This window comes from Nocardia sp. NPDC059195 (assembly GCF_042754695.1).
Taxonomy (GTDB): Bacteria; Actinomycetota; Actinomycetes; order Mycobacteriales; family Mycobacteriaceae; genus Nocardia.
Map to the genome: position 1 here is coordinate 47484 of NZ_JBHZBG010000006.1, position 26387 is coordinate 73870.

At 65.9% G+C, this 26387-nt stretch carries 27 protein-coding genes; 11 read left to right on the top strand and 16 right to left on the bottom strand.

Annotated features, from left to right (window positions below):
* Positions 1-6: 6 nt before the first annotated feature.
* Together gatA and gatC are read right to left on the bottom strand one after the other, a co-directional pair.
* Entirely contained in the window at positions 7-1494 is a 1488-nt protein-coding gene (gatA, locus tag ACFXKN_RS10575; RefSeq protein WP_378953467.1) for an Asp-tRNA(Asn)/Glu-tRNA(Gln) amidotransferase subunit GatA, read from the bottom strand.
* On the bottom strand, positions 1491-1787 hold the full coding sequence (gatC, locus tag ACFXKN_RS10580; RefSeq protein ID WP_101466314.1) for an Asp-tRNA(Asn)/Glu-tRNA(Gln) amidotransferase subunit GatC: 297 nt from the start codon (positions 1785-1787) through the stop codon (positions 1491-1493). Before gatC ends, gatA begins: the two co-directional genes overlap by 4 nt.
* A gap of 233 nt (positions 1788-2020) precedes the next feature.
* Between gatC and ACFXKN_RS10585 the strand changes: the two genes are divergently transcribed.
* On the top strand, positions 2021-2671 hold the full coding sequence (locus ACFXKN_RS10585; RefSeq protein ID WP_378953465.1) for an amino acid-binding protein: 651 nt from the start codon (positions 2021-2023) through the stop codon (positions 2669-2671).
* 5 nt (positions 2672-2676) lie between these two features.
* Here ACFXKN_RS10585 and ACFXKN_RS10590 read toward each other — a convergent pair whose 3' ends face one another.
* The 3 genes from ACFXKN_RS10590 to ACFXKN_RS10600 all read right to left on the bottom strand — a co-directional run bounded on the left by ACFXKN_RS10590 (position 2677) and on the right by ACFXKN_RS10600 (position 4850).
* A complete protein-coding gene (locus tag ACFXKN_RS10590; protein ID WP_379432901.1) occupies positions 2677-3192 on the bottom strand; it encodes a GNAT family N-acetyltransferase in 516 nt (171 codons plus the stop codon).
* Positions 3193-3262: 70 nt separating this feature from the next.
* A complete protein-coding gene (locus ACFXKN_RS10595) occupies positions 3263-3607 on the bottom strand; it encodes a hypothetical protein (RefSeq protein WP_378953461.1) in 345 nt (114 codons plus the stop codon).
* Positions 3608-3626: 19 nt separating this feature from the next.
* The gene (locus ACFXKN_RS10600; protein WP_379432902.1) at positions 3627-4850 is read right to left on the bottom strand and encodes an ATP/GTP-binding protein; all 1224 of its coding nucleotides are present in this window, start codon (positions 4848-4850) and stop codon (positions 3627-3629) included.
* 242 nt (positions 4851-5092) lie between these two features.
* Between ACFXKN_RS10600 and ACFXKN_RS10605 the strand changes: the two genes are divergently transcribed.
* The gene (locus ACFXKN_RS10605) at positions 5093-5404 is read left to right on the top strand and encodes a hypothetical protein (protein WP_378953457.1); all 312 of its coding nucleotides are present in this window, start codon (positions 5093-5095) and stop codon (positions 5402-5404) included.
* Positions 5405-5463: 59 nt separating this feature from the next.
* Here ACFXKN_RS10605 and ACFXKN_RS10610 read toward each other — a convergent pair whose 3' ends face one another.
* The 6 genes from ACFXKN_RS10610 to ACFXKN_RS10635 all read right to left on the bottom strand — a co-directional run bounded on the left by ACFXKN_RS10610 (position 5464) and on the right by ACFXKN_RS10635 (position 10257).
* Positions 5464-5895: a type II toxin-antitoxin system VapC family toxin gene (locus ACFXKN_RS10610; protein ID WP_378953455.1), complete on the bottom strand. Its 432-nt coding sequence runs from the start codon at positions 5893-5895 to the stop codon at positions 5464-5466.
* The gene (locus ACFXKN_RS10615) at positions 5888-6127 is read right to left on the bottom strand and encodes an AbrB/MazE/SpoVT family DNA-binding domain-containing protein (protein ID WP_378912555.1); all 240 of its coding nucleotides are present in this window, start codon (positions 6125-6127) and stop codon (positions 5888-5890) included. The genes ACFXKN_RS10610 and ACFXKN_RS10615 overlap by 8 nt, the downstream gene beginning before the upstream one ends.
* A 68-nt stretch (positions 6128-6195) precedes the next feature.
* Positions 6196-7266 (bottom strand): methionine synthase, encoded by a 1071-nt coding sequence (locus tag ACFXKN_RS10620; RefSeq protein ID WP_379432903.1) that lies wholly within the window; start codon positions 7264-7266, stop codon positions 6196-6198.
* A 126-nt stretch (positions 7267-7392) separates the two neighbouring features.
* Positions 7393-8508 (bottom strand): tRNA 2-thiouridine(34) synthase MnmA, encoded by a 1116-nt coding sequence (mnmA, locus tag ACFXKN_RS10625; protein ID WP_378953451.1) that lies wholly within the window; start codon positions 8506-8508, stop codon positions 7393-7395.
* Complete coding sequence (locus tag ACFXKN_RS10630) at positions 8508-9728, bottom strand: cysteine desulfurase family protein (RefSeq protein WP_379432904.1); 1221 nt, start codon at positions 9726-9728, stop codon at positions 8508-8510. Before ACFXKN_RS10630 ends, mnmA begins: the two co-directional genes overlap by 1 nt.
* Positions 9729-9978: 250 nt before the next feature.
* Positions 9979-10257 carry a hypothetical protein gene (locus ACFXKN_RS10635; protein ID WP_378953447.1) on the bottom strand — a complete coding sequence of 93 codons (279 nt, stop codon included), beginning with the start codon at positions 10255-10257 and terminating at the stop codon, positions 9979-9981.
* Between the two features lie 175 nt (positions 10258-10432).
* On the opposite strand from ACFXKN_RS10635, the gene ACFXKN_RS10640 reads away from it, so the two are divergent.
* Positions 10433-10864, top strand: coding sequence for an NUDIX domain-containing protein (locus tag ACFXKN_RS10640; RefSeq protein WP_378953445.1), 432 nt, complete (start codon positions 10433-10435; stop codon positions 10862-10864).
* 630 nt (positions 10865-11494) lie between these two features.
* On the top strand, positions 11495-12604 hold the full coding sequence (locus ACFXKN_RS10645) for an AI-2E family transporter (RefSeq protein WP_378953443.1): 1110 nt from the start codon (positions 11495-11497) through the stop codon (positions 12602-12604).
* Between the two features lie 18 nt (positions 12605-12622).
* On the opposite strand, the gene ACFXKN_RS10650 is transcribed toward ACFXKN_RS10645, so the two are convergent.
* A complete protein-coding gene (locus tag ACFXKN_RS10650; protein ID WP_378953441.1) occupies positions 12623-13846 on the bottom strand; it encodes an MFS transporter in 1224 nt (407 codons plus the stop codon).
* Positions 13847-13952: 106 nt separating this feature from the next.
* Here ACFXKN_RS10650 and ACFXKN_RS10655 point away from each other — a divergent pair, with 106 nt between their 5' ends.
* Positions 13953-14282, top strand: a complete 330-nt coding sequence (locus ACFXKN_RS10655) for a hypothetical protein (RefSeq protein ID WP_378953439.1) — start codon at positions 13953-13955, stop codon at positions 14280-14282.
* Positions 14283-14305: 23 nt separating this feature from the next.
* On the opposite strand, the gene ACFXKN_RS10660 is transcribed toward ACFXKN_RS10655, so the two are convergent.
* The 3 genes from ACFXKN_RS10660 to ACFXKN_RS10670 are packed head-to-tail and all read right to left on the bottom strand — an operon-like array spanning position 14306 to position 17532.
* Complete coding sequence (locus ACFXKN_RS10660) at positions 14306-15418, bottom strand: hypothetical protein (RefSeq protein ID WP_378953437.1); 1113 nt, start codon at positions 15416-15418, stop codon at positions 14306-14308.
* A gap of 26 nt (positions 15419-15444) precedes the next feature.
* Positions 15445-17112, bottom strand: coding sequence for an MFS transporter (locus ACFXKN_RS10665; RefSeq protein WP_378953435.1), 1668 nt, complete (start codon positions 17110-17112; stop codon positions 15445-15447).
* 42 nt (positions 17113-17154) lie between these two features.
* Complete coding sequence (locus ACFXKN_RS10670; RefSeq protein WP_378953433.1) at positions 17155-17532, bottom strand: glutaminase; 378 nt, start codon at positions 17530-17532, stop codon at positions 17155-17157.
* 314 nt (positions 17533-17846) lie between these two features.
* On the opposite strand from ACFXKN_RS10670, the gene ACFXKN_RS10675 reads away from it, so the two are divergent.
* The 3 genes from ACFXKN_RS10675 (at position 17847) to ACFXKN_RS10685 (ending at position 21740) form a co-directional block, all read left to right on the top strand.
* Positions 17847-19406 carry an SLC13 family permease gene (locus tag ACFXKN_RS10675; protein ID WP_379432905.1) on the top strand — a complete coding sequence of 520 codons (1560 nt, stop codon included), beginning with the start codon at positions 17847-17849 and terminating at the stop codon, positions 19404-19406.
* 201 nt (positions 19407-19607) lie between these two features.
* Positions 19608-20945, top strand: coding sequence for a M20/M25/M40 family metallo-hydrolase (locus ACFXKN_RS10680; RefSeq protein ID WP_378953429.1), 1338 nt, complete (start codon positions 19608-19610; stop codon positions 20943-20945).
* 102 nt (positions 20946-21047) lie between these two features.
* On the top strand, positions 21048-21740 hold the full coding sequence (locus ACFXKN_RS10685) for a GAP family protein (RefSeq protein WP_378953427.1): 693 nt from the start codon (positions 21048-21050) through the stop codon (positions 21738-21740).
* A 64-nt stretch (positions 21741-21804) separates the two neighbouring features.
* Here the strand turns inward: ACFXKN_RS10685 and ACFXKN_RS10690 are convergent, their stop codons facing one another.
* Positions 21805-22422, bottom strand: coding sequence for a TetR/AcrR family transcriptional regulator (locus ACFXKN_RS10690; RefSeq protein ID WP_378953425.1), 618 nt, complete (start codon positions 22420-22422; stop codon positions 21805-21807).
* A 60-nt stretch (positions 22423-22482) separates the two neighbouring features.
* Between ACFXKN_RS10690 and ACFXKN_RS10695 the strand changes: the two genes are divergently transcribed.
* From ACFXKN_RS10695 to ACFXKN_RS10705, 3 genes are read left to right on the top strand one after another with little or no spacing between them, the layout of a single operon-like run.
* The gene (locus tag ACFXKN_RS10695) at positions 22483-23787 is read left to right on the top strand and encodes a CapA family protein (protein WP_378953423.1); all 1305 of its coding nucleotides are present in this window, start codon (positions 22483-22485) and stop codon (positions 23785-23787) included.
* The gene (locus ACFXKN_RS10700) at positions 23777-25030 is read left to right on the top strand and encodes a threonine/serine exporter family protein (protein WP_378953421.1); all 1254 of its coding nucleotides are present in this window, start codon (positions 23777-23779) and stop codon (positions 25028-25030) included. The genes ACFXKN_RS10695 and ACFXKN_RS10700 overlap by 11 nt, the downstream gene beginning before the upstream one ends.
* Positions 25027-26349 (top strand): amidohydrolase family protein, encoded by a 1323-nt coding sequence (locus tag ACFXKN_RS10705; protein ID WP_379432906.1) that lies wholly within the window; start codon positions 25027-25029, stop codon positions 26347-26349. Before ACFXKN_RS10700 ends, ACFXKN_RS10705 begins: the two co-directional genes overlap by 4 nt.
* Positions 26350-26387 lie beyond the last annotated feature (38 nt).

The following is a 26387-nucleotide window of genomic DNA, read 5'->3' on the forward strand; positions in this document are numbered from 1 at the left end:
ATTTTCTCAGACGCCGCTCGGGCTCGGCAGCGCACCACGCGCCGCTTCGTAGGCCGCGCCAACCCGGTACAGGCGGTCGTCGGCCAACGCGGGCGCCATGATCTGCAGACCCACCGGCAGGTTGTCGTCGGCCGACAGACCCGACGGCACCGACATGCCGGGGTGGCCCGCCAGGTTGGTCGGCAGGGTGCACAGGTCCGACAGGTACATAGCTAGGGGGTCGTCGACCTTCTCGCCCAGCTTCCACGGAGTGAACGGGCTGGTCGGCGAGACCAGCACGTCGACCTTTTCGTAGGCGGCGTCGAAGTCGCGCGCGATCATCGTGCGGACCTTGAGGGCCTGGCCGTAGTAGGCGTCGTAGTAGCCCGCCGACAGCGCGTAGGTGCCGATCATGATGCGGCGCTTGACCTCCGGCCCGAAACCGGCCTCACGGGTCAGCGACATCACCTGGTCGGCGCTGTGGCTGCCGTCGTCACCGACGCGCAGGCCGTAGCGCATGGCGTCGAAGCGCGCCAGGTTCGACGATACCTCCGACGGCATCACCAGGTAGTACGAGGACAGCGCGTACTCGAAGCTCGGGCACGACACCTCGATCACCTCGGCGCCCAGTTCCTTCAGCACCGCGACCGCGGCGTCGAAGGAGGCCAGCACGCCGGATTGGTAACTGTCGGAATGCAATTCGCGCACCACGCCGACGCGCACGCCGGTCAGGTCACCGTTGGCACCTTGCTTTGCGGCCGCGACGACGGGCGCCACCGGCACATCGCGCGAGGTGGAGTCGCGCGGGTCGTGCCCGGCGATCACCTCGTGCAGCAGGGCGGTGTCGAGCACGGTGCGACCACACGGACCACCCTGATCCAGCGATGACGCGCACGCGATCAGGCCGTAGCGGGAAACGGTGCCGTAGGTGGGCTTCACGCCGACCGTCGCGGTGACCGCGGCGGGTTGACGAATAGAGCCACCGGTATCGGTGCCGATGGCAAGAGGTGCCTGGAACGAGGCAAGCGCCGCCGCCGAACCGCCACCGGAACCACCGGGGATGCGGGTGGTGTCCCACGGGTTGCGGGTCGGGCCGTAGGCGGAGTTCTCGGTGGAGGAGCCCATCGCGAACTCGTCCATGTTGGTCTTGCCGAGAATCGGGATGCCCGCGGCGCGCAGCCGCGAGGTGACCGTCGCGTCGTACGGCGACATCCAGCCCTCGAGAATCTTCGAGGCGCAGGTGGTCGGCATGTCGGTGGTGGTGAAAACGTCCTTGAGCGCCAACGGAACTCCCGCCAGCGACGACGCGGGGGTCTCGCCCGCGGCGAGTGCGGCGTCGACCACGGCGGCCGCGGCGAGGGCTTCGTCACCCGCGATGTGCAGGAAGGCGTTGAGCTCTCCGTCGACCTTGCCGATGCGATCCAGATGCGCCTGGGTGACCTCGGTGGAGGACACCTCCCCACCGTGGATCTTGCTCGCCAGCTCGGCAGCCGACAGCTGCGTCAACTCGGTCATTCGCCCTCTCCCAGGATCTGCGGAACCAGGAAACGCTGTTCTTCCACGGCGGGCGCCTGGTCCAGCGCCTGCTCGGGAGTGAGGCCGGGCGTGACCACATCGGGCCTGGTCACATTGGTCGTCGGGTTCGGCGACGCGGTGGCGGGGACGTCGGCGGCGACCTCGGTGATGGTCTGCACGTGGCTGAGGATCGAATCCAGCTGACCGGCGAACTGGTCGAGTTCGGCGTCGGTCAACGCCAGCCGGGACAGCCGGGCGAGGTGAGCGACCTCGTCGCGGGAGATTGCGGGCACCGCGGGACCCCTTTCGGCTTCGGTGGGCAGTATCGGTACAGCCTAATTGGCGACCCCGACGGGTTTTTACGCGCCCGCCCCGCACGTCGGACGCACCCGCCTGGCACGAAAGTTCGCGCATGTCGCGCCGATGGGGTCATACTTCGGGTCGAGAACCCGCGTTCAGGGGTGTAAGTATTGCTTCACCGGGTATTCGTCTCGAACAACCCCGGCCGGCATGGAAAGGAACGCACGTGTCATACCTGCTCCGCGTGCAACTTCCGGATCGACCGGGAAGCCTCGGCTCCCTCGCACTCGCCCTCGGCGGGGTCGGCGCGGACATTCTCTCGCTCGATGTCGTGGAACGTGGCGCCGGCTTCGCGATCGACGATCTCGTCGTCGAAGTCCCCACCGGCGCACTGCCCGACACCCTCATCACCGCCGCGGAATCGGTGCGCGATGTGCACGTCGACTCCATTCGCCCGTACTCCGGCGTGCTCGACACCCACCGCGAGCTCGAACTGATCGACCAGGTCGCCAGCGCCCGCGACGACCGCCTCCAGGTACTCGTCGACGGCTGCCCCCGCGTGCTGCGCGTCGGTTGGTCCACGATCATCGGCATCGGCCCCGCGGGCGCCTACCGCATCGTCGGCAGCCCGAGTGCCCCACAGACCCAAGCGGGTTCGGCTCCGTGGATGCCTATCGAGAAGCCGATGTGGCTCGACGCTGAGGCCGACTGGGTGCCGGAGATCTGGCGCGACATGGACACCAAACTCGCCGCCGCCCCGCTGGGCAACACCGGCAGGGCGCTGCTCCTCGGCCGCCCCGGTGGGCCCGACTTCCGCCCCTCGGAAGTGGCCCGGCTCGGCTATCTCGCCGGCATCGTGGCCACCGTGCTGAACTGACCGGGTCAGCGCAACGCGAGCCGCATGACGAACAGCTGCAGTCCGTCATGGGTGGCCCAATCGCGTTCGGGGACACCGACAAAGCCGAGCCGCTCATAGATCCGGTGCGCGTCGACCATCGAGAACATGGTGGTGAGCGCGACCGCCTCGAAGTCGCCTGATTTCGCCTCGTCGATGACGGCACGAACCAGTTCGGTGCCGACACCGAGTCCGCGTGCCTGCTTCGACACCGCGAGCATGCGGAACTCGAGTTCACCGGGCTGGGCGATCTCCGCGTAGCGCGTGCCGGGCCTCGCGACAGTGAGCGAGCCGACGACCAGGCCGTCGTGCACGGCGACAAGGACCTCGGCCTCGGCCGCCCGGTGGGCGACGTCAGCGAGTTCCCGAACGTAATCGTCGCCGTCGGGGACGTAGCCGTCGCCCACGTACACGTCGACGGTCAGCGCGGCGATCGCGTCGTATTCGTCGGGGTGAGCGGGGCGGATCAGAAGTCCGGTGGTCTGGCCGTCGGTACCGTGCATCCCGAAATGATCCCATCTGGACGCTTGTGAGCTCCGACTCACCCATGCCTGGCGAGGTCGGTGAGGTCGCTCAGGAGCCCAGGTAAGGGCGCAGGCCTGGGTGCTCGGCGTGCCAGTCGTCCGGGTTGTGGGGTGGGTAGGCGATGGCGAGGTGGTCGCCGGGGGCGGGCCAGTGCGCGGCATCCCAGGCGAAACGGCGATAGACGACCTTGCCGGTGACCGAGGGGCCGGTGACGGTGCCGGTGATCGTCACGTAGTGCTCACCGATCATCGCGGGCAGTGGGCTGACACCGGTCACAGAGAGCGACCCGTGCTCGAGGCCTGCCCTGCCCCGGCCCGTCCGTCCGGCGACAACGGCACCGATCGTCACCACCAGCATCGTCACCAGCGCTGCCGCCATCACCACTTCGAGCATGCGCCCATGCTAGGCCCGGCTACAGCGGCGTGAGCTCGCTGACCCCCAGCGAGCGGCGCACCTGCCACACGGCGGTGCGGGTGCGCTGGGAGCGTCCGTTGCCCCGATCGATCAGCGCGCGGTCGGCGGTGGTGTAGATCAGTTGCGCGCCATGGGAATTGGTCTCCGGGTTCTGGAACAGCTGGACGAGGCGGTCGGTCTCCTCGACCGGCAGGCCGCCGCCGAGATCGTCGACCGCGAGCACCTGGCCGGTGTCGAGGGCTTCCAACATGGCAGGCAGCACGCGCAGCAGCGAGCGGGTGGCGGTGGATTCGTCGGCCAGTTCGAACGGCACATCGATGCCCTCGTGCACCACGCTCAGCCCCGCGCCGCGACGGTCGACCATGCGCCGGTACAGCGCGTCACGCGCCGCGCGCAGCGTGCTCAGCTCCCGTTCCACCAGAATCTGCTCGGGGTGGTCGAGATGGCCTGCCAGCGCGCCGATTTCGGCGTCCAGATCACGCAGATAGTCCGCGTACATCGGATCGTGTTCGGCCACGAGCAGATCCTCGATCCCGAGGTCCGCCGTGCGCAGCAGCATCAACAGCCGTGCCGCGTTGTCGGGCGAACGGGAAATATGGCTGCCGAGGTCGTGCGCGAGCGCGTCGGTCTCGACATCGCCCTGCTGCACAGCCAGATTCGCCGCGAACCACCGATACGCGGGCACCAACGCCTCGGCGTACATCTGCCCCGCCAGACTCAACAGCAGAGCGTTCGGCCGCACCAACGGCACCAGCGCCGCCACCCCGTACCGGGCCGCCTCGAACATCGGCCCGATCTTGACCTCGTCACCACTGCGTTCGAACACGATCCGCTTGCGCGACCGGGGATGGGTGTACAACCACTCCGCGACCACATCGACGTTGTCGAGCCGGAACCCATAGGTATAAGGCACGCCTTCAGCGACGAACCCCGCGACGAATTCCGTTGGGCGATCGGCAAACCCGAGATGTGGTCGGCGCACCGGACCCGCGTACGGGTCCCATCCGCTCACGGAATTCAGTACCGCGTCCCGCATCTGCCCGAGCGCGTCGATGAAGCTCGTCTTCCCGGCGGCCGCCACCCCGTGCACCGCCGTCACCGGCACCGCCAACGGCCCACCGGCGCCCTTGGTCAGCCGCAACTGCTGCGCCTGGGCCAGCGATCCATGATTGGTCACCTGAAAACTGCGCAGCAAGGGCTGTCCCGCCTCTCCGTGAATCATGGCCAGACTAGAGGACCGCGGGACATACCGACGCGGCAGGCGGTTCGGTGTGTATCCGGTTGGCCCGTGCCCGGTGAGTTACCCATGTGCTCACGTGTTGATCATGGCCGGTCGCGTTCGGCCGCGACTTCACCGCTTGCCGCGCCACACGGTCGCCCCGTCCCGTAGTCTGACCGGAATTCACGGAGAGGCGGGACGGCATGGCGGTTCGGATGATGGTTCGTGGAGTTATCGTGGCGGCGGTGACGGCAGGTGCGCTCGTGCCCGCGGCACTGGTGAGTGCGCCGAGCGCGATGGCTGATCCGTGCCCGACGGGAACGGCGCGGGTGTTCCTGGGTAACTCGACCAACTCGTGTCAGGGTGCGGGGTCGGTCTCTTACACCGAGGCGCCGGTGTCGAAGGTGTGCTCGATGGCCAGCACCGATGTGACGGTCGAGATCCAGACCAACATCAAGAAGCGGCCGCTGCGCACTCAGGAACTCAGCAATGGGCAGTGCGCGTCGTTCGATATGAAGACCCAGATCGGCAACACGGTCACCGTCACCCCGAACTGACGCGACCAGCTAGGTGGGCGAATCCGGAGTTCGCAGATCCGGATGCGCACGTCGCGGGCTCATTCCGGCGCGATGACCTCGACCGTGGGGAAGTAGGTTCGGTACCTCGCCGCGTCGCGCGTGAGCAGCCGGTACCCGCTGATCGCGGCGTGGGCACCGATGTAGAAGTCGGGCAGCGGTGACCGCTTGTCGCCACCCCGCCGACGGTAGGCGAGGAAGGCTCTGGCAGCGAGGAAGGCCGCGTCCCAGGGCAGCGGCTCACGGTCGAAGGACTGGGGCGGCAATGCGGCCTCCACTGATTCCTTCGTCGCGTAGCCGATCGAAACCTCCGCGTAGATCAGCGGATTGATCACCACGCGGCCGACGTTGCGCGCGGCGGACAATTCGGATGCCGACCATTGTTCCCACGTGGGGTCGCCGTCCAGCACATCGATAAGCACGCAACTGTCGACCAAGGTAGCGTGCCGCAGCGCGGTGACCGATTCAGTCACGCAGCAGCGCCATGATCTCGTCGGTCGTCAGGCCTGCGACTTCGGGATTGTCGAATCGGTGCCGTCGCATCTGCCGAACGAGCCGCTCGCCGGGGCTATCCGCGCCGCCGCTCACCACGATGCGCAACGTGCCGCCGTCTTCGATCACATCGAGCTCATCACCTTCTTTCAGATTGAACCTCGACCGCAGCTCGGCAGGGATGGTCACCTGACCGTTCGCATTCATCCGCATGTCAGCCTCCATCTAATAGGTAATGACGTAATAGATGATAACTCCGCAGTTCACCTGATGGAACACCGCTATTCGAAGGTGATCGACTCCGGTTCTTCGGCGAAGGCGCGGGCTACGTCTGCGGTGAGGGCCAGCGCCTTGCGGGCCCAGGGCAGGGGCGCGCCTGCCAGGCCGCAGGAAGGCGTTACCAGGATCTGGGTGGCCAGGATCGCGCGGGGGAAGCCGAGGCGGTCGATGAGGCGGACGGCGGGTTCGGCGATGTCGCGCCACGTGGTCGACGCCGCGGGTGGGGTGGTGGGGGTCAGGCCGAGGGCGATTTTCTTGCCGGAGTCGATGATTTCGCCGAGGGCGTCGAGGTCGGCGGTGATGATCGTCGCGGCGTCGAAGGAGATCGCCGCCGCCGCTGTGCGGCCCAGGGTGGTGAGCGGGGGCCGAGAAGCGCAGGTGTGCAGTAGGACTGGCGAAGACTGCGCGTTGATGACGGTGTCGAGGATGTGCAGGGTGTCCGGCTCCGGCAGCGCACGGATGGTGTTCAGGATGCTCGGACCTTGCAGGGAGCCCTCGAGAACTGTGGTGAGCTGGGGTTCGTCGAGTTGGATGACCACCTCGGCGCCCAGCCGTTTGCGGATCTCGGCAGCGTGACGGATCAGCCCTTCGGCGAGGGATTCCGAAAGATCGCGTAGGGCACCGGAATCGGTGAGGATGCGATGCCCGCCGGGCAGTTCCACCTCGGCGGCAAGGGTGAGCGGACCGGCAGCCTGGATCTTCACCACCCGCCCGGTGCCTGCCGAACCCGCTGTCTCCCATGCCTCTTCGATGGCGTCGAGATCGGCGTGCATCAGGTCCCGCGCACGCCGCGAAACCCCGGTCGGGCGGGCGGCCAGGCGGTAACCACGAGTCGTGGAATCGAAACGCAGGTCGACCAGCAGCGCCGAGACACGGCCGATCATGTCGGCGCCGATGCCACGCTCGGGCAGTTCGACCAGGTGCGGGAGGGCGGGCAGTTCGCCGATGATCGTCGCGGCCGCCTCGCGCGGATCGGTGCCGGGCCACGAGCCGACGCCGGTCGCGATCCCACCGACGAGCAGGTCGACAGGCTCCGGCGCCTCCCGGGAATTCTCGCTTCGCCAGAGTGTCACGCGCTCAACACCTTTCGAGTCTCGTACGCCGGTCACCACCCGGTCGGTGAGGACACCACGCGCCACGGACCGCGCACGCCGACCGTACGACGCACGGACCCGCCTTCCGCTATCTTGCCCGCACGCTCAGGCAGAGGCGTCGGCGGCGTCCGCCGAGATCTCGGTGCGGTCGGTGCCGTTGATGGTGCCGCTGCCGATCACAGTGTCGCCACCGTCGGTATCGGGCAGGTACAGCACGATGGCCTGGCCCTTGGCGACGCCGGTGAGCGGCTCGCGCAGCCTGGCGACGAAGCCGTCACCCTCGGGCTCGACCACGGCAGGCGCGGTCCCACCGTGCGCGCGAACCTGCACGACACACTCGACCGACGAGGTCGGGCGAACACCGGAGGTCCAGATCGCGCGGTCGGCGGTGATGACGTCGACCTGCAGATCCTCGACCGAACCGACCTTGACGGTGCCCGAATCGGGGTCGATTCCGGTCACATAGCGGGGCTTGCCGTCGGCGGCGGTGTGGCTCAGGCCGAGACCCTTGCGCTGGCCGACGGTGAATCCGTGCACACCCTCGTGATTACCGAGCACCGTGCCGTCGGAATCGACCAGCGCACCGGGCCGGATGCCGATCTTGGCGCCGAGGAAGGCGCGGGTATCGCCGGAGGGGATGAAGCAGATGTCGTGGCTGTCGGGCTTGTTGGCCACGGCCAGCCCGCGCTCGGCCGCTTCCTCACGGATCCGCGGCTTCGGGGTGTCACCCACCGGGAACATCGCCCGCGCGAGCTGCTCGGCGGTGAGCACCGCGAGCACGTAGGACTGATCCTTGTCGGCGTCGACAGCGCGACGAAGAACACCCTCGTCGAGCCTGGCGTAGTGCCCGGTGACCACGGCATCGAAGCCGAGCGCCTGCGCGCGATCGGCCAGCGCGGAGAACTTGATCTTCTCGTTGCAGCGCAGGCACGGGTTCGGGGTCTCCCCCGCGGCGTAGGCGGCGACGAAGTCGTCGATCACGTCTTCCTTGAAGCGATCCGCGAAATCCCAGACGTAGAAAGGGATTCCGAGCACGTCGGCGGCGCGGCGCGCATCACCGGCGTCCTCCTTGGAGCAGCAACCACGCGACCCGGTCCGCAGCGTGCCCGGGTTCGCCGACAGCGCCAGATGCACCCCGACCACCTCGTGCCCCGCGTCCACGGCCCGCGCCGCGGCCACCGCGGAATCGACACCACCGCTCATCGCAGCGAGAACTCGCATCAGGCACCTCCTCTAGCGCCGGCCAGGCCTGCGGCCCTGGCTCGATCGATGACCTGCGGCAGCACGGTCAACAGTGTTTCGACATCGGCTCCGGTCGACGTGTGACCGAGCGAGAAGCGCAGCGAACTGCGCGCCTGCCACGGGTCCACACCCATCGCTATCAGCACATGGCTGGGCGAGGCGACCCCCGCGTTGCAGGCCGATCCGGTCGAGCATTCGACACCGGCGGCGTCGAGCAGCATGAGCAGCGAGTCACCCTCGCAACCGGGGAACGTGAAGTGAGCGTTGCCGGGCAGCCGATCTGTTGGGCCATTGAGCACTGCCTCCGGCACCGCGGCCCGCACACCGTCGATCAGCTCGTCGCGCAGCGCCCGCAACTGCTGAGCGCGCGCGGGCAGGTCGGCGACGGCATGGCGCAGCGCGGCGGCCATCCCGATCGCCGCGGCCACATCGGAGGTACCGGAGCGCAGGTCACGCTCGTGTCCGCCGCCGTGCACCAGCGGCACACACGGCACGTTGCGGCCGAGCAGCAACACCCCGATCCCGTGCGGACCACCCACCTTGTGCCCGGCCACGCTGAGCGCGGCCAGCCCGCTCGCGGCGAAGTCGACCGGTATCTGGGTCACCGCCTGAATGGCGTCGCTGTGCATCGGAATGTCGAATTCCTGTGCAACAGCGGCCAATTCGGCGATCGGCTCGATGGTTCCGACTTCGTTGTTGGCCCACATCACACTGACAAGCGCCACCTCGTCGGCATGCGCCGCGAGCACCTCACGCAACACCTGCGGCGACACGACACCGTCGGCGTCGACCGGCAGCCAGCTCACCTGCGCGCCCTCGTGCTTCTCCAGCCACTCCACAGCATCGAGCACCGCGTGATGCTCGACCGCGCTGGTGACGATCCTGGTGCGCCGCGGATCAGCCGCCCGACGCCCCCAGAAGATCCCCTTGACGGCCAGATTGTCGCTCTCGGTGCCCCCGGAAGTGAAGATCACCTCGGACGGTCGAGCACCCAGATCAGCCGCGATCGACTCGCGCGCCTCCTCCAGCGACCGCCGCGCCGCCCGCCCCGAACCGTGCAGCGAGGACGCATTCCCGACCGCCCCCAGGGCAGCCGTCATCGCCTCGACCGCGGCAGGCAACATCGGAGTGGTCGCCGCGTGATCGAGGTAGACCGTCTTGGGCGCACCGTTGACCGGACCCGAATAAGCCGACTTCATGACCGACAAAGCCTATACCACCGCTGACCTGGTCATCTTCGGGGTCCACCCCTGCTTTCTACGATTTTTCTACGATTTACCCAGGATTTCCAACACGTGTATCACCTACTTTCATTCCCAAATCGTCGATGAGCAGGCCAGCGAGACGGTCGAGACAGGCTGGGTGCGAAGGAGCTGAGCTGGCGGACCGCAGCTGCCCGCTGGACCGGGGCTGCCGCACAACGGCCGACAACGGCCGTTAGCGGCGCCGCTACCGTGACAAACCCCATATTCCGCAGGCAAAGGACCGGCGGCGCCACTGCTGCGTGCACAGGCCGGCTTCGAGAACTTCGTCGTCCTGATGACCAGCCGTCCCGGCACCAGCACCTTCGATCCCACCGTCCCGAACAAGATCCGCACCCTGCGGACCACCTTGCACAACCTGCACCTCAATGGTCTCGAACTCGTCGCCGACGGTGCCATCACCACCATCACCGCAGATAATCGCCGCCGGAGCCGACACACTCGTGGCGGGCAGCGCGATCTTCAACTCGGCCGAGACCGACCTGACCACGGCGGTTCACCGACTCGCTCACCCAGTCCTGACCGACGCCATCGTGCGGGAGCACTGACCGAATCAGGAGACAGTTGTGCGAACAAGCCGCGCGAACAAGCTCGTGTCCGCTACGGGTCCTGCGAAGAACGTGTTCCTCGAAAAGGGATACATGACACCCAAAGTCGACGTCCGAGGCGGCGTCTTCGATGACCAGGGCCGCATCCTGCTCATCCGCGACCGCAGCGACGAAAGATGGACTCTGCCAGGCGGCTGGTGCGACGTCCTGGAACCACCCTCACTCGCAGTCGAACGCGAAGTCGAGGAAGAATCCGGAATCACCGTGCGCGCCAGCAAGCTCGTGGCACTACACGACCGTGACGTCCAAGGCCACCAGCCTGCCTTCCCCTACCACGTGTACAAGCTGTTCTTCCTGTGCGAGACCATCTCCCACGGCCAACCCAGCCCCGTCGAGACCATGGAGATCGACTGGTTCGACATCGACGACCTGCCTGAGCTGTCGACCACCCGCGTACTCGACACCCAAATCCGACTGCTCCACGACCACTGGAATAAACCAGACCTGCCAACAATGTTCGACTGACCGCTTGCCGCCACACCCCGAGGTACCAGGGCACTGAAGGCCAGGTCTTGGGCCTCGTTACTGACTGCGGGGCTGATGGTAGATCGCGGCCCGTTCCCGCCGGTCGGGCGCTGGACGATGCCGATTTGCAGATTCACGCGCCACCGACATGTGGGGTGTCAGAGGTTCTGTCTGGCCATCAGTCCCTGCGATTGCCGCGACATACAGCGAGCAACAATGCGCCGGGTTCGAGCAGAAGCACCGCCCATGCAGTGATCGATGCCATAAGCATTCGGTCTCGCAGTACTTGCGGGCGCTTGGCGATCACGGCCGTCGAACTGTCCGGATACTTCGACTCCGGCATGCACGGCTGGCGAGGGTGGGCAATGACATCACGTGCGCTGTGGGCCGGGATGGTGACGATCTGGTCGTGGAGCCGCTGGACGCGGACGGAAACCCTCGCGCAGTCGAGGTGTTCGGGACGCTGCAGGTAGACCTACCGACCATCGTCGGCACGGATCGTGGTGTGTTAGCGCCGTCGGTCAGCGTCGTGCTGTGGTTTCCTGGTCTGGTCTGGCCGCCCAGCCCGCACGGAGTCCGCAGGCTGTTCGCGTCAGCCGGTCATCGTCGCAACCGGACGAGGAGGTCTCTGTGTCGAACAGCGGTAACGCGGCGATGCAGCCCGCTTGCCCGGACAGGAACCAGACGAGGCCCGCGTTGCGGCGGATCGGCCTCGCGAGCTGGTCGATACTGGGCATTCTCGCGCTGGCGGTGGTCATCGCGGTGGCGCTGGGCGCGGTCAGCGGCATCCTGATTCCCTTGGTGATCGCGGTGATCGCGGGGATCGTGCTGGAGCCACTGGTGGAGCTGCTGAAACGAGTCGGGCTCCCACCGGCGCTGGCGGGTGCGGGGGCAGTGTTCGCCGCGATTGCCGCAGTGGTGTGCACCATCGCGATTGTCGTGTGGGGAATCGTGCGTCAGTACAACGAGATCCACCGGCAACTTGCACTGGGATGGGACGCGTTGCTGGTGTGGGGTCGGGGGCTCGATATCGAATCTTCGTGGTTGGAGCATGCCCGCACCGCGGTCCAGAGTCATCTTCCGCAGCTGGGACAGGGGCTGGCGGGGATCGTTACCAACACCTTCTACGGCGTTATATCGCTGATCGTCGGCACCTTCTTCGCGGTGTTCTTCCTGTACTTCACGTTACGGGACGGCAGCCGATTCCCTGTCTGGCTGGCGCGGAGCACTTCGCTCGACCCCGCCGAGGTCGCCGCGGTGGTCTCGCTGACAAGGGAATCGGTGCGCGGGTATTTCAAAGGCACGGCAGTCACCGCGTTGATCACGGCACCGATTTTCATGATTCCCTTGCTGCTGTTACGGATTCCGCTAGCGATCCCGATCTTCATCCTGTACTTTGCACTGTCGTTCATCCCGTTCGTCGGGGCCTGGATCACCGGTGCGTTCGCGGTACTGATCGCCTTCGGCGCCGCCGGACCGACCGCGGCCCTGATACTCACGGTGACGTTCGTCATCTCCAACGGCAGCATTCAGAGCGCGGTGAGTTCCTGGGCACTCGGGGCATCGCTACGACTGCACCCGGTGGCGGTACTGCTCGCCACTATGATCGGCGGTACTGTCGCCGGCCTGATCGGCATGGTGCTCGGCCCACCGCTGCTGGCCGCGGTGGTCAAATCGACTGCGGCCGTGCGGCAGTACCGCGCGGCGCCCGGATCCACGCGGGCACCGGCGGTCGATTGATGGTCTGTGTCGACGAGGTCATGCTGATGTGCCGGACCGCATCGAGGGCGGCCATATCAGCGACGCAGTCAGGGCCGCCAGGGTGGCCAACACGGCCAGGCTCACCGCCGCTCCCGTCTGTCCAGCGACCACCCCGACCCATCCGGCCAGAGGATAGGTCAGGAGAAAGCAAGCATGCGAGACCGAGAATTGTGCAGTGAACACCGAGGCACGAGTCATCGCATCCGAGCGTGCACGCAACAACCGCTTCGACGGTGTACTGACCAGTGATGTACCCGACCCCAGCACCAGCCACGCCAGGGTCAGCAGTAACCACCAGGTGAGCGACGGAGTCGCGCGAACTGTGATGACCGCCGCGGCCGCGAGTCCGATCACCATCAGCGCACAACCGCTCAGCATCAGCGCCCGGTCACCGATCCATGCCAGTGCACGCGGAACAGCCAGAGTCGCCGCGATCGAGCCCGCACCGTAGCAGGCCAGCATCAGCGCCACCTCCGAATCCGATCCTGCGAACAGATCCAGCACGTAGACAACGGTATTGACCACGACCAGAGCCGTTGCGGCCGCAACGACCATGTTCATCGCCAGCAGTCCGCGCAGAACCGGATCGCCTGCCATGATCCGTGCGCCACCGGTAATGCGCACCATCAGCGGCATCGACCGATCCGCAGGCTGGACCTGCGGTAGCTTCGTCCTCGCGACGATTGTCGCGGATATGACGAACCCCGCAGCGGTGCACACGAACAACGAGTTGTAGTGCACGAGGGTCAGCATGGCCGCGGCCAGCAGCGGACTCAGCAGCGACTCCGCGTCGTAGGCCAGTCGAGTCAGCGACAGCCCCCGGGTGTAGTCGTCCTCGTCGACCAGCATCGCCAGAATCACCGTTTGCAACGCGGGCGTGAAGGTAGCCGAGGCCGCTTGCAACACGAAGGCCAGCACATAGATCTGCCACACCGCGCCGACGAATGGCAGGCACAGGGCGATTCCCGCGCGGACCACATCCGACGACACCAAAAGGACCCGGCGTGGTATCCGGTCGGTCAGTGCCGAACTCACAGGTGCCACGAAGACATAGGCGATCATCTTGATCGCCAGCGCGGTACCCAACACCGCGCCCGCGTCGTCGCCGGCCAGATCGAAGGCGAGCAGTCCCAGCGCCACCGTCATCAAGCCGGTTCCGATCAACCCGGTTACCTGAGCGAGGAGCAGCCGGCGAAACCCACGGTGGCCAATGATCTGCAACAGGTGCCCGTCCCTTCTCTCCGATGCCGGTCAGGCTGGTGGCGCACAGCGATCGGCGGGCGTGCCGCTGCGCCGCCGATGTGGGTTGACGGCGCACACTGGACCTATGGGAGCCTTATGGATCTCGATCGGATCAGCAGCGATTCGCGCCAACGAAGTGGCCGAGGTCGCCGTGGCCAAGGCGAGTCGTGTGATCGGTGGGCGAATCGGCCGTGAACAATTCTCGGTGATTCTTCGTTCCTTCCGCGGATCGCAGACCTCGGGCAGAACTGTCTCCCGCACAGTGTGGAGCCATGCCGACGAACACGCCGCCGCTGTCGTGGCGCACCGGTTGATCGAGCATCTGATCATCCACGCGGACTCGGCGGGGACATTGCGTGTCCTTCGTTCCGGGGAGATCGAGTTCAACGAAGTCGAGCGCGGCGACGCTGGCTGACCCTTGTCCGCAGCACTAGCCGGCTACATCGAATACCGCAAAATCGCGGCCGCAGGCCCGTCGCCGGGGACTTCGCTTCCACGCACCGCCAGTACCCGCCCGTCGGCCAGCACTACGCGCCGCGCGATCTCGTCGAGGACGTCGGGACCGTTCATGGATTCGGCGTCGATATCGACCTCGAGTGCACCGTCCTGTGCGGCGATAGTCCCCGCGACGGTGGCGTCGATGTCGACGAACAGCGTGTCGATCATGTTGTAGGTGGCGGCCCGGGCGATGTCGGCGAGGTCGGTCAGTGCTCGTCCTTCCCCGCGCCGGGTGGCGAACAGCTCCGCCAGCGCGGCGAGTTCGGCCTTGTAGTGGCGGTCCAGGATTGTTCGCGCCAGCGCGGCGAGTTCATCGTCGCCCAGATGCTCGGGGTTGCCCGGCAAGGATTCCTCGAGCAGGTCCGGGTAGCTGTTGACCGATCGGAACAGCGCGTCGGTCGGCTCGGTCGCGGCCAGAATCAAGGGGGTGTCGCGACCTGCGAGGATCGGGCGCAGCTGCTGGTCAACGGCGCGTGCGTACTGGCGTACTCGCATCTTGCGGCCCTCGCTACCCTGGACGCGGCCTTTGGGTGCCCGATCGCCCAACGACGACTTGCCGGCGTGATCCGCCGCGCTGGTCGGCATGTCCTTCGGCGTGACATCGGCTGCGGGCCGGTCGGCGTCGGCTTGCACCAGGCGCGCGGCGCCATCGGAGAGTGCGAGGATGAACGCGGTCTGGGCAAAGGTCACCGACCGCAGCAGCGGCGTGAGCTGGAATCGGTCTCCGACGGAAGTGGATTCGGTGAGCCGGTTGGGGAGTCGATAGGTCCGCGCCCGGGTCGGCGTGGCGAGCACGACGAGGGTCCGCGCCTGGTAGCGCCAGAATTCGTCGTCATCGATCAGGTCGTCGAGCTCCTCACTCAACGCCGCGCGAGCCCCGGGGTCGGTCACCAGGGACAGTACGTCGCGGACCTGGTTGGAGAACGCTATGCGGTGCGCGTCCGGATTGGCTGGGTCTCCTTCGATCGGAGTGTAGATCGATACGCACCACGGCTCGAGAGTTGATGCGAGCGCAGTGATCTCACGGCGGGTCGGGATGTCGGTGTACAGCATCGTGCCTCCGGATGGGTTGTTGGGGATCAGTGGACAGTTCTCCGATCAGCGGTTGGCTGGTCTTGGTTGTCTGGTCCGGTGGCAGCGGGGTCGGGAATTTCGCCGGGCCGGTAGTCGGGCAGACGGCTCGCGGGCACGATGGCGAGGGCGCTGAGCCCGGCCAGGATCAGCAGACCGAACTTCAGGGTGCGCAGGCGGGCGTCCTCGTTGATCGCGACCGCGGCGTCGATCTGGTCGGGGGAAGCTGTGGTCGTGGCGAGGACCTCGCGCAGCGAGTCGTTGCTGACGAAGTTGACGTTGTCCAGATCGACCTGCTCGATCAACGAGTCGGGAAGGGTGACGTCGTCGGTCACCTGCTGGCCGACGAAGATGCTCAGGACTGTGACCAGCAGGGCGCCGACCAGTGCTGTGCCGACTGCCGAGGCCAGGTTCTGCGTGGTTCCGCGGATGGAGCCGACGTCACCGGCGAGTCTCTTCGGTGCGGAGGTGACCAGCACGTTGAAGACCAGGGTCACCAGTGCGCCTTGGCCGATGCCGAACACGATCAGCCCGGCGACGGTCGGGACGGTTTCCCAGTTGTTGGTCACCACGAAGGCCAGCCACACCAGCGCGAGGGTGGTCAGCCCGAACGAAGCCATGCCGATCGCGCGGGGTGTATAGCGCTGGTACGCGCGCACGACGATGGTGGCGGTGATGAAGACGGTCAGGTTGAACGGCATCATCGCCAGCGCGGTGTCGAATGGTGAGCGGCCCTGCACGATTTGGATGTAGAGCGGGACAGTGAAATTCAGGGCTGCCTCGAGCGCGACGACGGTGAACATCGCATAGATCGCGGCGCGTTCGCGCGAGCTGGCCAGGACCGAAAGATCGACCAGGGGCTGCCGACCTGCCTTGATGCGGCGCAATGTCCACATCAGGAATGCTTGGACCCCAACGATCCCGAGCACGATCGCCACCGGCGCCGGCGAAAGTCCGAGCATGTCCCACGGTGCCGCGGGTTTGGCGAAGACCACGCCCCAGGAGTTGAGGTTGTTGAAGCCGACGGTCAGCAAGACGACGCCGACACCGATCAGGACTGCGGCGACCAGGTCGATGCGCGTTGCTGGGTTGCCGGTGTCGGAGCGCAGGGTGAAGCTCAATGCGAAGACGAGCACCGCGATGGCGAACACCAGGACATACATCGGCCGCCAGCCGACCAGAGTGCCCAGCGCACCACCGATCAGGAACGAACCGACACCGGAGATCGCGCGCGCGGACCCCAATGATCCGATGGCGGTGGCCTGTTGGGTGCCGTGGTAGTTCTCGGTGATCAGCGCGACCAGAGCGGGCACGATCACGGCCGCCGAGGCGCCGGCGACGGCTTGCGCGGCGATGGCCCACCCGACGGTGGGTGCGAAGGTCATCATCAATGCCGACACCGCGAAGGTGGCAACCACGACGCGGAAGATGGCGACCCAGCCGAATCGCTGCCCGAGCTTGGCACCGACCATCACCAACGCCGCCACCGCGAGCCCGTAGGTGACGATGGTAGAGCTGACCACCGTGGGAGCGACGTCGAAGTCCTCGACCATCCCGCCCAGCGACACCGGCAACGCGGTGACGTTGACCGACATCAAAACTTGGGCGAAGAACAGCCCGACCATGGGCAACCAGGACGCACGGTCATTGACGGGTGCTGCCGGTGTCGCGGTCATGGCCGCACACTCCTGTCGGTCGGCGGGTGGAGGCGAAGACGTTCAGTCCCAGTGCGCGCGAGAGGTAGTCGGTATAGCAACCACCGAATTGAACGCCAAGCCGGTGTTGTTCACCCCGACCCGCCCGCGCACCACTTCGTGGCCGCCTTCCTCGCAAACCAGTGCGTAGACGAACGCTTTGGCGATGGACTGGATACTGAACTCGACCACGCCGGCGGCGTGCGTACCACCGTCTACCTCGGCTACCACGACGCCGGACAGCGTCGGTCGGCATGGGCCAGTGATGTAGTCGGCGACTCGCCCCGCTGTCTGGTCGCGGTATCGCTCCAAGGCGACGGCGACAAGATCATCGATCTCTTCCCCGCGAGGAGGCGCACCCATGGAGACCACCTGCTCGACATCCGATACCTGCATGTCCATCGCGCCTCCCTCTGCGGCCGAGTAAGCCCACTCTGCGAAGCGCGCGAGCGTCACCCTCCGGTGAGATCCGCCGACGCATGTCCGAAACCGCACCATCGAGTATCGCCCCCATGCGCCGAGAATCGGCTGTCTGACACTCACTGTTCTGAACCGGTTGTCCGACAGAATTCGCCGGCCATCGTGTGATTGCCGCGCGATAGCGGGGTTGGTCAACGCTAGAGTGAGCCTATGATCGGTGCCGCGGTCACCCGCTGTGTGTCGAATGATCGGTGCGCCGAGAACGGGTGCTCGACGACGCTTCGGGCCGACGGCTCATGACGGGGCCGATTGCGACGACCTTCGTCGTCCTCACCGTGGCGATCGTGGCGTTCATGTCGAATCGGATCCCGCCCGGGGTGGTCGCACTTGGGGTGGCGTTGGCGCTTTACCTCACCGGCACCATCGGTTTCGAGGACGCCATCGCCGGGTTCGGCGATCCGGTAGTGGTGTATCTGGCGGCGCTGTTTGTGATCAGCGAGGCGATCGACGCCACCGGCGTCACGGCGTGGGTGGGCATGCAGTTGATCCGCCGGGTCGGGTCCGGGCGCACCGCGGTGCTGGTGGCGGTGATGCTGCTGTGTGCGGCGCTGACTGCGCTGATCAGCGTCAATGGCGCGGTCGCCGCGCTGATTCCGGTCACGGTGATGATCGCGGCCAAAATCGTGCAGCGACCGGCGCAGCTGCTCATGCCGCTGGCTTTCGCCGCGCACGCCGGGTCGATGTTGACCCTGCTGGGCACCCCGATCAACGTGATGATCAACGAGCTCGCCATCGACGCGGGAGCTCGGCCGTTCGGGTTCTTCGAGTTCTCGCTCGTCGGTATCCCGTTGCTCATCGGGACCGTGACGATCGTGGTGTACCTCGGGCCTCGGGTCCTGCCGGATCGGGTCGCTACCGACGCGCCGACGGACCTGAGCCGTTACGCCGAGACACTGGCTGATCATTACGAGCTCGACCCCACCCAGACGGCGATCTGCGCCGCCGGTGGGGCGGCGGAGGTGGTCATCGCGCCGCGCTCGGAGTTCATCGGGGAAAAGGTGTTCGCCGGGATGCGCACCGACTCCGGGGATCTGGTGATCCTGGCCGTCTACCGAGGTGGGGACCGACTCACCCGGGCCAGGCTGCGGGTGGGCGACATCATCGTGCTCAGTGGCAGTTGGGACGCCCTGGATGAGCGGGCGTCCCATCCTGGCCTGCTCACCGTCACCGAACCATCGCGGCTGCGCCGTCAAGCGACCCGCTTGGGTCCGCGTTCCTATGCGGCGGTCGCCGTTCTCGCGGTGATGTGCGCGTTGCTCGTCGTCGATGCCGCCCCGGCGGCGATCGTGGCGCTCGGTGCTGCCACGGCGATGCTCGCGCTGCGGGTGATCACCGTGTCCCAAGCCGAGCACGCGATCTCGCTGACGACATTGGTGATCGTGGCGGGCATGATCCCGATGGCCACCGCTATGCAGTCCAGTGGTGCGGCGGAGCTGATCTCGCGCACCTTGCTCGACCTGGTCGGCACAGGCTCGCCGCTGCTGCTGCAGTTCGGGATCGTGGCGGTGGTCATCGTGCTCGGCCAGTTCATCAGCAACCTCGCCACCGTGTTGATCGTGGCACCGATCGCCGTGTCAGTCGCCGCGGCGACTGGGATCTCACCGTTGCCGATGCTGATGGCGATGACGGTCGCCGGTGCTGCCTCGTTTCTCACGCCGATCGCCACGGCCGCCAACCTGATGGTGGCGCCACCCGGTGCCTACCGGTTCGGTGATTATTGGAAATTGGGACTGCCACTGGCCGCGTTGTTCGCCGCGGTCGCTACCTTTCTCGTGCCACTGATCTGGCCGTTCTGATTGTCTCGGCATCGCCATCTGTGGTTCCGACGTGCTCGGCCTGCTCGACCGCCGCCGCGGGCTCGACGAGCACAGGAGGCCTCGTGTGTGGCCGCACCGACACCCGTAGCCGTGAATTAGCCATCACTTACTGCGTCCCGGTATAGGCTGTGAGCCTGGATCGACACGCCACGGTCAGCATTCTCGCGAGAGGACATCGTCATGCCGGAGGGCACCATCGACATCGACCGCGCGACAGCACGGTTCGCCACCTTGTTGCAGATCCCGACGGTCACCACCCAGGACGAGAACGACACCGACTGGGCCCAATTCGCGACATTCCGCGAGACACTCGAAACTCTGTACCCGCTGATAGCCACGAAATTGCACAAGCAGATCTTCGCCGACCACACCCTGCTCTACCACTGGCAGACCGGATCCACCGCGGACCCGATCGTACTCATGGCGCACCAAGACGTCGTCTCCGCCGGCGACCCGGACAGCTGGACGCACCCGCCCTTCTCGGGCACCGTCGCGAACGGAGTGATCTGGGGCCGCGGCGCCATCGACGACAAGGGCCCGCTGGTCTGCATCTGCGAAGCCGTCGAAGACCTTCTCGCCCAGGCGTTCACCCCCGACCGCGACGTCTATCTACTGTTCGGGCACAACGAAGAAGTAGCTGGCGACGGCGTCCCCACCGTGGTGGAATACTTCCGCCAGCAGCACATTGTGCCCGGCCTGGTCATCGACGAGGGCGGCGGCGTGGCCGGCGACCTGTTCCCGATCAAGGAGAAGATCGCCGTGATCGGCACGGCGGAAAAGGGCATGCTCGACCTTCAGCTGACCGCGGTGGATCCCGGCGGCCACGCCTCCATGCCCGGTAAGCAACCAGCTACTACCCGCATCGCCCTGGCCTTGGTGAAGGTGGGCAACTTCAGCTTCCCGCCCCAGCTCACACCACCGATCATGGAGATGCTCACCATCATCGGCGCACACTCGAGTGGCCCACTCGGCGCGGTACTCGCACGCGCCGACAAGTTGCAGTGGCTGATCACCGCGCTCATGCCCCGTTCCGGTCCGCTGATGAACGCGATGATCCGCACCACCGCGGTGCCCACGGTGCTCGAAGGGAGCAAGGGCAACAACGTCATGGCCGAATCGGCGCGCGCCGTGCTCAATATCCGCATCCTCACCGGGGAAACCGTCGCCGGAACCGTAGAACGCGTCCGCAAACTGATCAATGACCCCGACGTCCGGCTCGACATCCTCAACTCCTCCGAGCCGACCCCGGTCTCACCCACCGACGGACCCGCCTTCGAGCGCGTCAAAGACGCTGTCTCGGAAACATTTCCAGGGACAGTGACATCGCCCTTCCTCGTTGTCGGCGGCAGCGACGCACGCCACCTCGCCCAGATCAGCGACTACGTCTACCGCTTCTACCCGTTCGAGCTCGACGCCGAGACACGCGGCCTCATCCACTCCACCGACGAACGCCTCACCGTCGACGCCCTCGAACACGGGATCCACTTCTACGACGCTGTCCTGCGGCGCAGCCACTGATTCACCCCGAGCCGAAAGCGGCTACGGCATCACGTGCTGCCGAAGATCGCCTTCGGAGCGGATTCACCGATCGGCTCGGATTGGTTGACTGGGAGGATCGTCATGGTCAGCGCGTTGGGCGAAACATTGACCTACGCCATCGGATTGGCGCTCAGTCCGTTCGCAGTGACCACCGGGATAGTTTTCCTGTTAGGTGACCGGGGCCGCACCAAAGCAGCACTGTTCGGTCTCGGATGGTTCGCCGCACTCGCTGTCATCACGACCGTCGCGATGCTCGTCGTCGACAGCGTGGATGACGACTACCCCGAACAGACCGCGGACGGAATCGACATCATCGCACTGGTCTTCGCCGCACTGTTCTTCGCCCTGGCAGTCGTCGCCTGGATGAAACGCCCATCATCGACCACCGCTGAGGCATCGAAGTCGGCGTCGGGCAAAGGCGGCCTGCTCGATCGACTGGACGGGTTCAGCCTGGTGGGTGCTGTGGGCCTCGGACTAGCTCAGGGGTTCCTCGTGGTCAAGAACATCCCGTTGGGAGTCAGCGCCGGGGCGGCGCTCGGCTCAGCAGGCTTGAATACCGCGGAGTCGGCTGTGGCAGTGGCGATCTTCGCGTTTCTCGCCACGCTGGGTGTCGTCGTCCCATTGGCTGCCGCAGTCCTCGGCGGCCAACGGATCAACCCAGCTCTCGCGCAAGCGAGAGCGTGGATCGACACGAACATGACGGCGATCACGATCACAGTGTTGCTCATCCTCGGCGCTTATTTCCTCGGCCAGGGCCTGCGGCTCACCGCCTGAACTGCCGATCGTCGCAGGACCCGGTCGGTAGTCGTGGTGCCGAGTCCGAAATCCGGCTCGATACTCACTCTGCGTCGAAAGCGGCGACAGCATCAGCCATTTCGGCGGGGGTTTCCTTCGCCCCGCCCCGCAGCCATTCGAACAGCAGGTTGAAGTACCCGCCCGCGTTGAACGCCAGCGCATACCGCAGCTGCGCGACACCCGCATATTTCGGACTCCGACTCCGCTCGAAAATCATAGGAATATGTTCGTTGAATTTCTGCAGCACGAGGCTGCTCATTCCGCTCGCGGCGAGCAGGCGCAGGAATTCGGCGTGGTCTGTCCAGAATTCGAAATATGTCAGCGCGACCGCCCGCGTCTGCGAGAGATCGGCGGGCAGGAGCCGGTCGACGTACTCGTCGACCAAACGCCGCGCATGCATCGAAATCAGCTCGTCCTTGGTCGCGAAGTTGCGGTAGAAGGTCCGGCGTGAGAGTTGCGCACGCTGAGCGATATCGGTGACCGTGATCTCGACATAGGGCTTCTCGCGCATCAATTCGAACAGTGCGTCGATCAGCCATGCCTGCGATCGCGCCGCGATCGGATTGACGGAATCACTGCCTTTCGCTATGCCCACGGCACTGTCACACTTTCTCGTTATCTGTAGCACTCGAGACGATCTCGTTGACTTCCCGGTGGCCACGTCGCCACACTTGTAAGTGTCACACATGTGACATGTCAAGGCGATATGGGAGAACGTGACATGCTTTCGCGACTGGTCAAAGCGATCTTCTGGGTCTACGGACTGGTATATCGAGGCAAGACCACGACCTCACGACCCGTGGAAGGCAACGCAGGCACCATGAGCCTGTCCGACAAGCTCTGGTGGGGACACAAGTTCTTTGTCGCGGCGGTGGAACACGCCGAGCCCGGTCGCGGAATCGAGGAATACTTCGCGGGCCAGAACCTGCGCTTCGACCTTCCCGACGACTTCACTCAGGAGCACACGGCAACCTTCTCCTCCGCCGGTGACCTGCTCACCTCCGAACACATCCGGCCCGACAACACACCCCATCTATTCGACGACGTCGCGGACTTCCTCTTCGATGTCGACATGGCTGTCGCGAACCTGGAAACGCCGGTCGCACCGTCGCGCGTGGTCGGCGCACCGCCGAAAAGCATCCTGTCGGCACCTCCGCTCAATACCTCACGAGAAATGCTGGACGTCTTCGGCCGCTTCGGATTCTTCTCCACCGCAAACAATCACTCCCTCGATCAGGGACCGGCGGGCGTGCGCGAAACAATCGACGTCCTCGACGAGGCCGACTTCGGCCATGTCGGCACCGCGCGCACCTACGCCGAACGCGATGAGATCCCCGTGATCGATATCGGAGGAATCCGCGTGGCGTTCCTCGCCTACACCTTCTCGGTCAATGGCGCGACGGCACCGGCGGGCGAGGAATACCTCGTGAATTACCTGCGACTGAACCTGCCCGATGTCGATATCTCGATGGTCGAGCGGCACGTGCAAATCGCCAGAGAAAATCTGAAAGCTGATGCGGTCGTTGCCTGTGTGCACTGGAGCCTGGAGTTCGAGTCATACCCGATCCAGACGGTGATCGATAACGCGCACCGCCTCGCCGAACTCGGCATCGACGTGATCCTCGGCAATCATCCCCACGTCATCCAGCCGATGCAGCGTCACCGGTTCACAGACCCACAGACAGGACTCGACAAGGACGGACTGATCGTCTACGCGCATGGCGATCTGGTGTCCTACGTGGACGCCGTCCCGAACTCGATGCTGGGCAACATCGTCCGATTCACGCTCAGCAAAGGACGTCGCAACGGGCAGCCGACCACCATCATCACTGACGTCGATTGGCGACCGATCTATCGCCGAGCGCAATTCGACGCACACGGCCGCTGCACCGACTTCCGCATCCACGATCTCGAGGCGCTGGTCGAGCACGCGGAAACGACATCGGCAGTCGAACGCACCGAACTGCGGCGTCTGGCGAACCTGGCGGCCCGCGTTCTCCCGCGGCGAGCCCACAGTGCTCGCTGACGACCGGCGGCTCGGCGAGCTCGGCGCACTGCTCCTGGATGCCGGAATGTCGGTCACCGATGTCCGCGCGTCGATGGAATCGGTGTCGGGCGCCGCGCTCGGCGAGCACCCACTCGAGTTCGCCGCTCTCCCTGATATGGTCATCGTTTCCGACCGAGATTCCGGCGCCGCGACAGTAGTTCGATCCCACGGTGGCGCACTGACGTTCCAACAGGCGGCTCAGGCCAACCAGCTGGTGCGCCGCGCGACGACTACACCGGTAGCACGAGGTGAGCTTCTCGATCGCATCGACGATATTCGACGGTCACAGTCACCGCCGACCACCTGGAACTGGGCCTTGGGCAGCGCGCTCATCGCCGGTGGGCTCGCCCTGACCTTCCGGTCCCCGTGGTGGTCGATCCTGGCCGCCATTGTCATCGGGGCCGTTGTCGGCCTGGTCGCCTCGATGCTGCGCGGCGAGAATGCCGTCGCGGTCGCACCGTTCGTCGCGGCGTTCCTGTCCACCGTCTCGATCGGGGTGACAGCGTCAGTCCTCGGGTTGGGCCCCGTGCCGTTGTTCGCGGTCTGCGCACCGATCGCCATCCTGGTGCCCGGGGTTGTCATCACCAACGCGCTACTCGAGTTGACCGCCACCGACATCGTCACCGGCGCGTCGCGCCTGGTGTATGGGCTGATGATGCTCGGTTTCATGTACGCCGGAATAGTCGCGGGCGCCGCCGCGACCGGACTACACATCGATCAGGGGTCAGCGACGCTGATCGGTGAGATCGCGACGGTTACCGGCGGCAGCGGCTGGCACGCGCTGCCGGGGCTGCCGTTGACGTGGATCGGCGTCGCGTTGCTGTCCATCGGCATCGGTCTCGCGTTCGGATCGGGCATGCGCCTCACCGCGTTCAGTGTCGTGATGATGTCGGCCACTTACTCGCTGTTGATCGCCGTGACTCCGCTGGTGGGCAACGTTGTCGCCACCGGTATCACCGCGGCTGCGCTACTGGTCATCGCTCGGATTCTGGAGCGATTCACCGATGTCCCGACGGCAGTCTCCTATCAACCCGCCTGGCTGCTCTTGATCCCGGGAACGGTCGGCCTCGCAGCCCTGGCATCGCTGAATACCGCTTCCGCACAAAGCATTTGCGCCACGTTTGTCAGCTTGTGCCTCGGCACCAAAGCCGGTGCCCTGATCGCGGACCTGCTCACACCGCAACGGCACCACCGAAACCACGCACGAGAAGAGAAGCCATGACCACAGCACCATTCGCCATCACCTCCACCACCATCGTCACCGGCGACCACGCCGGCACCGTGCTGCCCGATCACACGATCGTCGTCGGAGACTCCGGGCTCATCGAGGCCGTCGGTCCCACCACCTCCGTCGTGGTCGCCCCGGAATACGCCCGCGTCGACGGCACCGGCAAGTTCGTCGCCCCCGGCCTGATCAACGCACACGCTCATTTGTTCTCCGACGGCAAACCGCTGTCGCCGATCCTGACCAACAAGAAGCTGGAGGGCCCGGTCTCGAAGTTCTTCCACAGCCCGATCGGCACCGTGATCGCCAAACGCCGCACCCGAACCAACGTCGAGACCCAGTTGCACTCCGGCGTCACGACCATCCGCAGTCTCGGCGACGTGGCCTACGAAGTCGCCGCAGTGCGCGACGAGATCACCGCCGGCAAGTGCCCCGGACCACGCGTACTCGCCTCCGGACCATTGCTGGCCGTCAGCGGCGGACACGGCGCACCCGTGATCGCGCTGGTCAGCGACAACCCGTGGGACGCGCGAAAAAACGTTCGCATCAACCTGCGCAACGGCGTCGACGTCATCAAGATCGCCGCGACCGGCGGAGTCACCGACGCACGCACGATCGGTGAGGCCGGCCGACCACAGATGACCGAAGAAGAGATGACGGCGATCTGCGACGAAGCCCACCGAGCCGGCCTGGTTGTCGCAGCGCATGCGGAGAGCCTGGCCGGAGTGAAGGCGGCGCTACGCGCGGGCGTGGACACCATCGAGCACGGCAGCGAGATGGACAACGAGATCATCGACCTGTTCGGCGACAACCCCCGAGCCCTACACGGCCGATCAGCCCTGGTCCCCACGCTGATGGCCGCGCTGCCACTGGTCAAGCTCGACCGCGCCGACACCGGAATCACCCCGATCGTCGCAGCCAACGCCGAGATCGTGCTCGACCGAATCATCTCCGCCGTACACGCCGCCCAGAAGAACGGAATCCGCATGGGCATGGGCACCGACTCATCGGTCACCTACGTCACCCACTACAACACCTGGCGCGAAATCGACTACGTCATTCGCTACGCAGGCCTGAGCCCCGCTTCCGCCTTCCACGCCGCAACCGGTGCCAACGCCGCGATCCTCGGTATCGACGACGTTACGGGCTCGGTGTCGGTAGGAAAGTCCGCCGATCTGGTCCTTGTCGATGCCAATCCCCTCGACGACCTCCGCACGTTCACCAACCCGAATATGGTCGTAATGGCGGGCACCCGCATCGAGCGGCCCGGCGTCCAACGATTCGACGACCTCGACGCACAACTCGATTCCTTCTGATTCGACTTTGATCGACTCGGCGTCGTGCTCAGATCTGG

What these genes read in the sequence shown, in the direction of transcription:
- ACFXKN_RS10680 (WP_378953429.1), top strand. Translation starts at nt 19,608, where the DNA reads ATGCCGGAGGGCACCATCGACATCGACCGCGCGACAGCACGGTTCGCC.
- ACFXKN_RS10670 (WP_378953433.1), bottom strand. Translation starts at nt 17,532, where the DNA reads ATGGACATGCAGGTATCGGATGTCGAGCAGGTGGTCTCCATGGGTGCG.
- ACFXKN_RS10630 (WP_379432904.1), bottom strand. Translation starts at nt 9,728, where the DNA reads ATGAAGTCGGCTTATTCGGGTCCGGTCAACGGTGCGCCCAAGACGGTC.
- ACFXKN_RS10665 (WP_378953435.1), bottom strand. Translation starts at nt 17,112, where the DNA reads ATGACCGCGACACCGGCAGCACCCGTCAATGACCGTGCGTCCTGGTTG.
- ACFXKN_RS10695 (WP_378953423.1), top strand. Translation starts at nt 22,483, where the DNA reads ATGCTTTCGCGACTGGTCAAAGCGATCTTCTGGGTCTACGGACTGGTA.
- ACFXKN_RS10705 (WP_379432906.1), top strand. Translation starts at nt 25,027, where the DNA reads ATGACCACAGCACCATTCGCCATCACCTCCACCACCATCGTCACCGGC.
- ACFXKN_RS10685 (WP_378953427.1), top strand. Translation starts at nt 21,048, where the DNA reads ATGGTCAGCGCGTTGGGCGAAACATTGACCTACGCCATCGGATTGGCG.
- ACFXKN_RS10675 (WP_379432905.1), top strand. Translation starts at nt 17,847, where the DNA reads ATGACGGGGCCGATTGCGACGACCTTCGTCGTCCTCACCGTGGCGATC.
- gatA (WP_378953467.1), bottom strand. Translation starts at nt 1,494, where the DNA reads ATGACCGAGTTGACGCAGCTGTCGGCTGCCGAGCTGGCGAGCAAGATC.
- ACFXKN_RS10595 (WP_378953461.1), bottom strand. Translation starts at nt 3,607, where the DNA reads ATGCTCGAAGTGGTGATGGCGGCAGCGCTGGTGACGATGCTGGTGGTG.
- ACFXKN_RS10600 (WP_379432902.1), bottom strand. Translation starts at nt 4,850, where the DNA reads ATGATTCACGGAGAGGCGGGACAGCCCTTGCTGCGCAGTTTTCAGGTG.
- ACFXKN_RS10615 (WP_378912555.1), bottom strand. Translation starts at nt 6,127, where the DNA reads ATGCGGATGAATGCGAACGGTCAGGTGACCATCCCTGCCGAGCTGCGG.
- mnmA (WP_378953451.1), bottom strand. Translation starts at nt 8,508, where the DNA reads ATGCGAGTTCTCGCTGCGATGAGCGGTGGTGTCGATTCCGCGGTGGCC.
- ACFXKN_RS10660 (WP_378953437.1), bottom strand. Translation starts at nt 15,418, where the DNA reads ATGCTGTACACCGACATCCCGACCCGCCGTGAGATCACTGCGCTCGCA.
- ACFXKN_RS10590 (WP_379432901.1), bottom strand. Translation starts at nt 3,192, where the DNA reads ATGCACGGTACCGACGGCCAGACCACCGGACTTCTGATCCGCCCCGCT.
- ACFXKN_RS10640 (WP_378953445.1), top strand. Translation starts at nt 10,433, where the DNA reads ATGACACCCAAAGTCGACGTCCGAGGCGGCGTCTTCGATGACCAGGGC.
- ACFXKN_RS10655 (WP_378953439.1), top strand. Translation starts at nt 13,953, where the DNA reads ATGGGAGCCTTATGGATCTCGATCGGATCAGCAGCGATTCGCGCCAAC.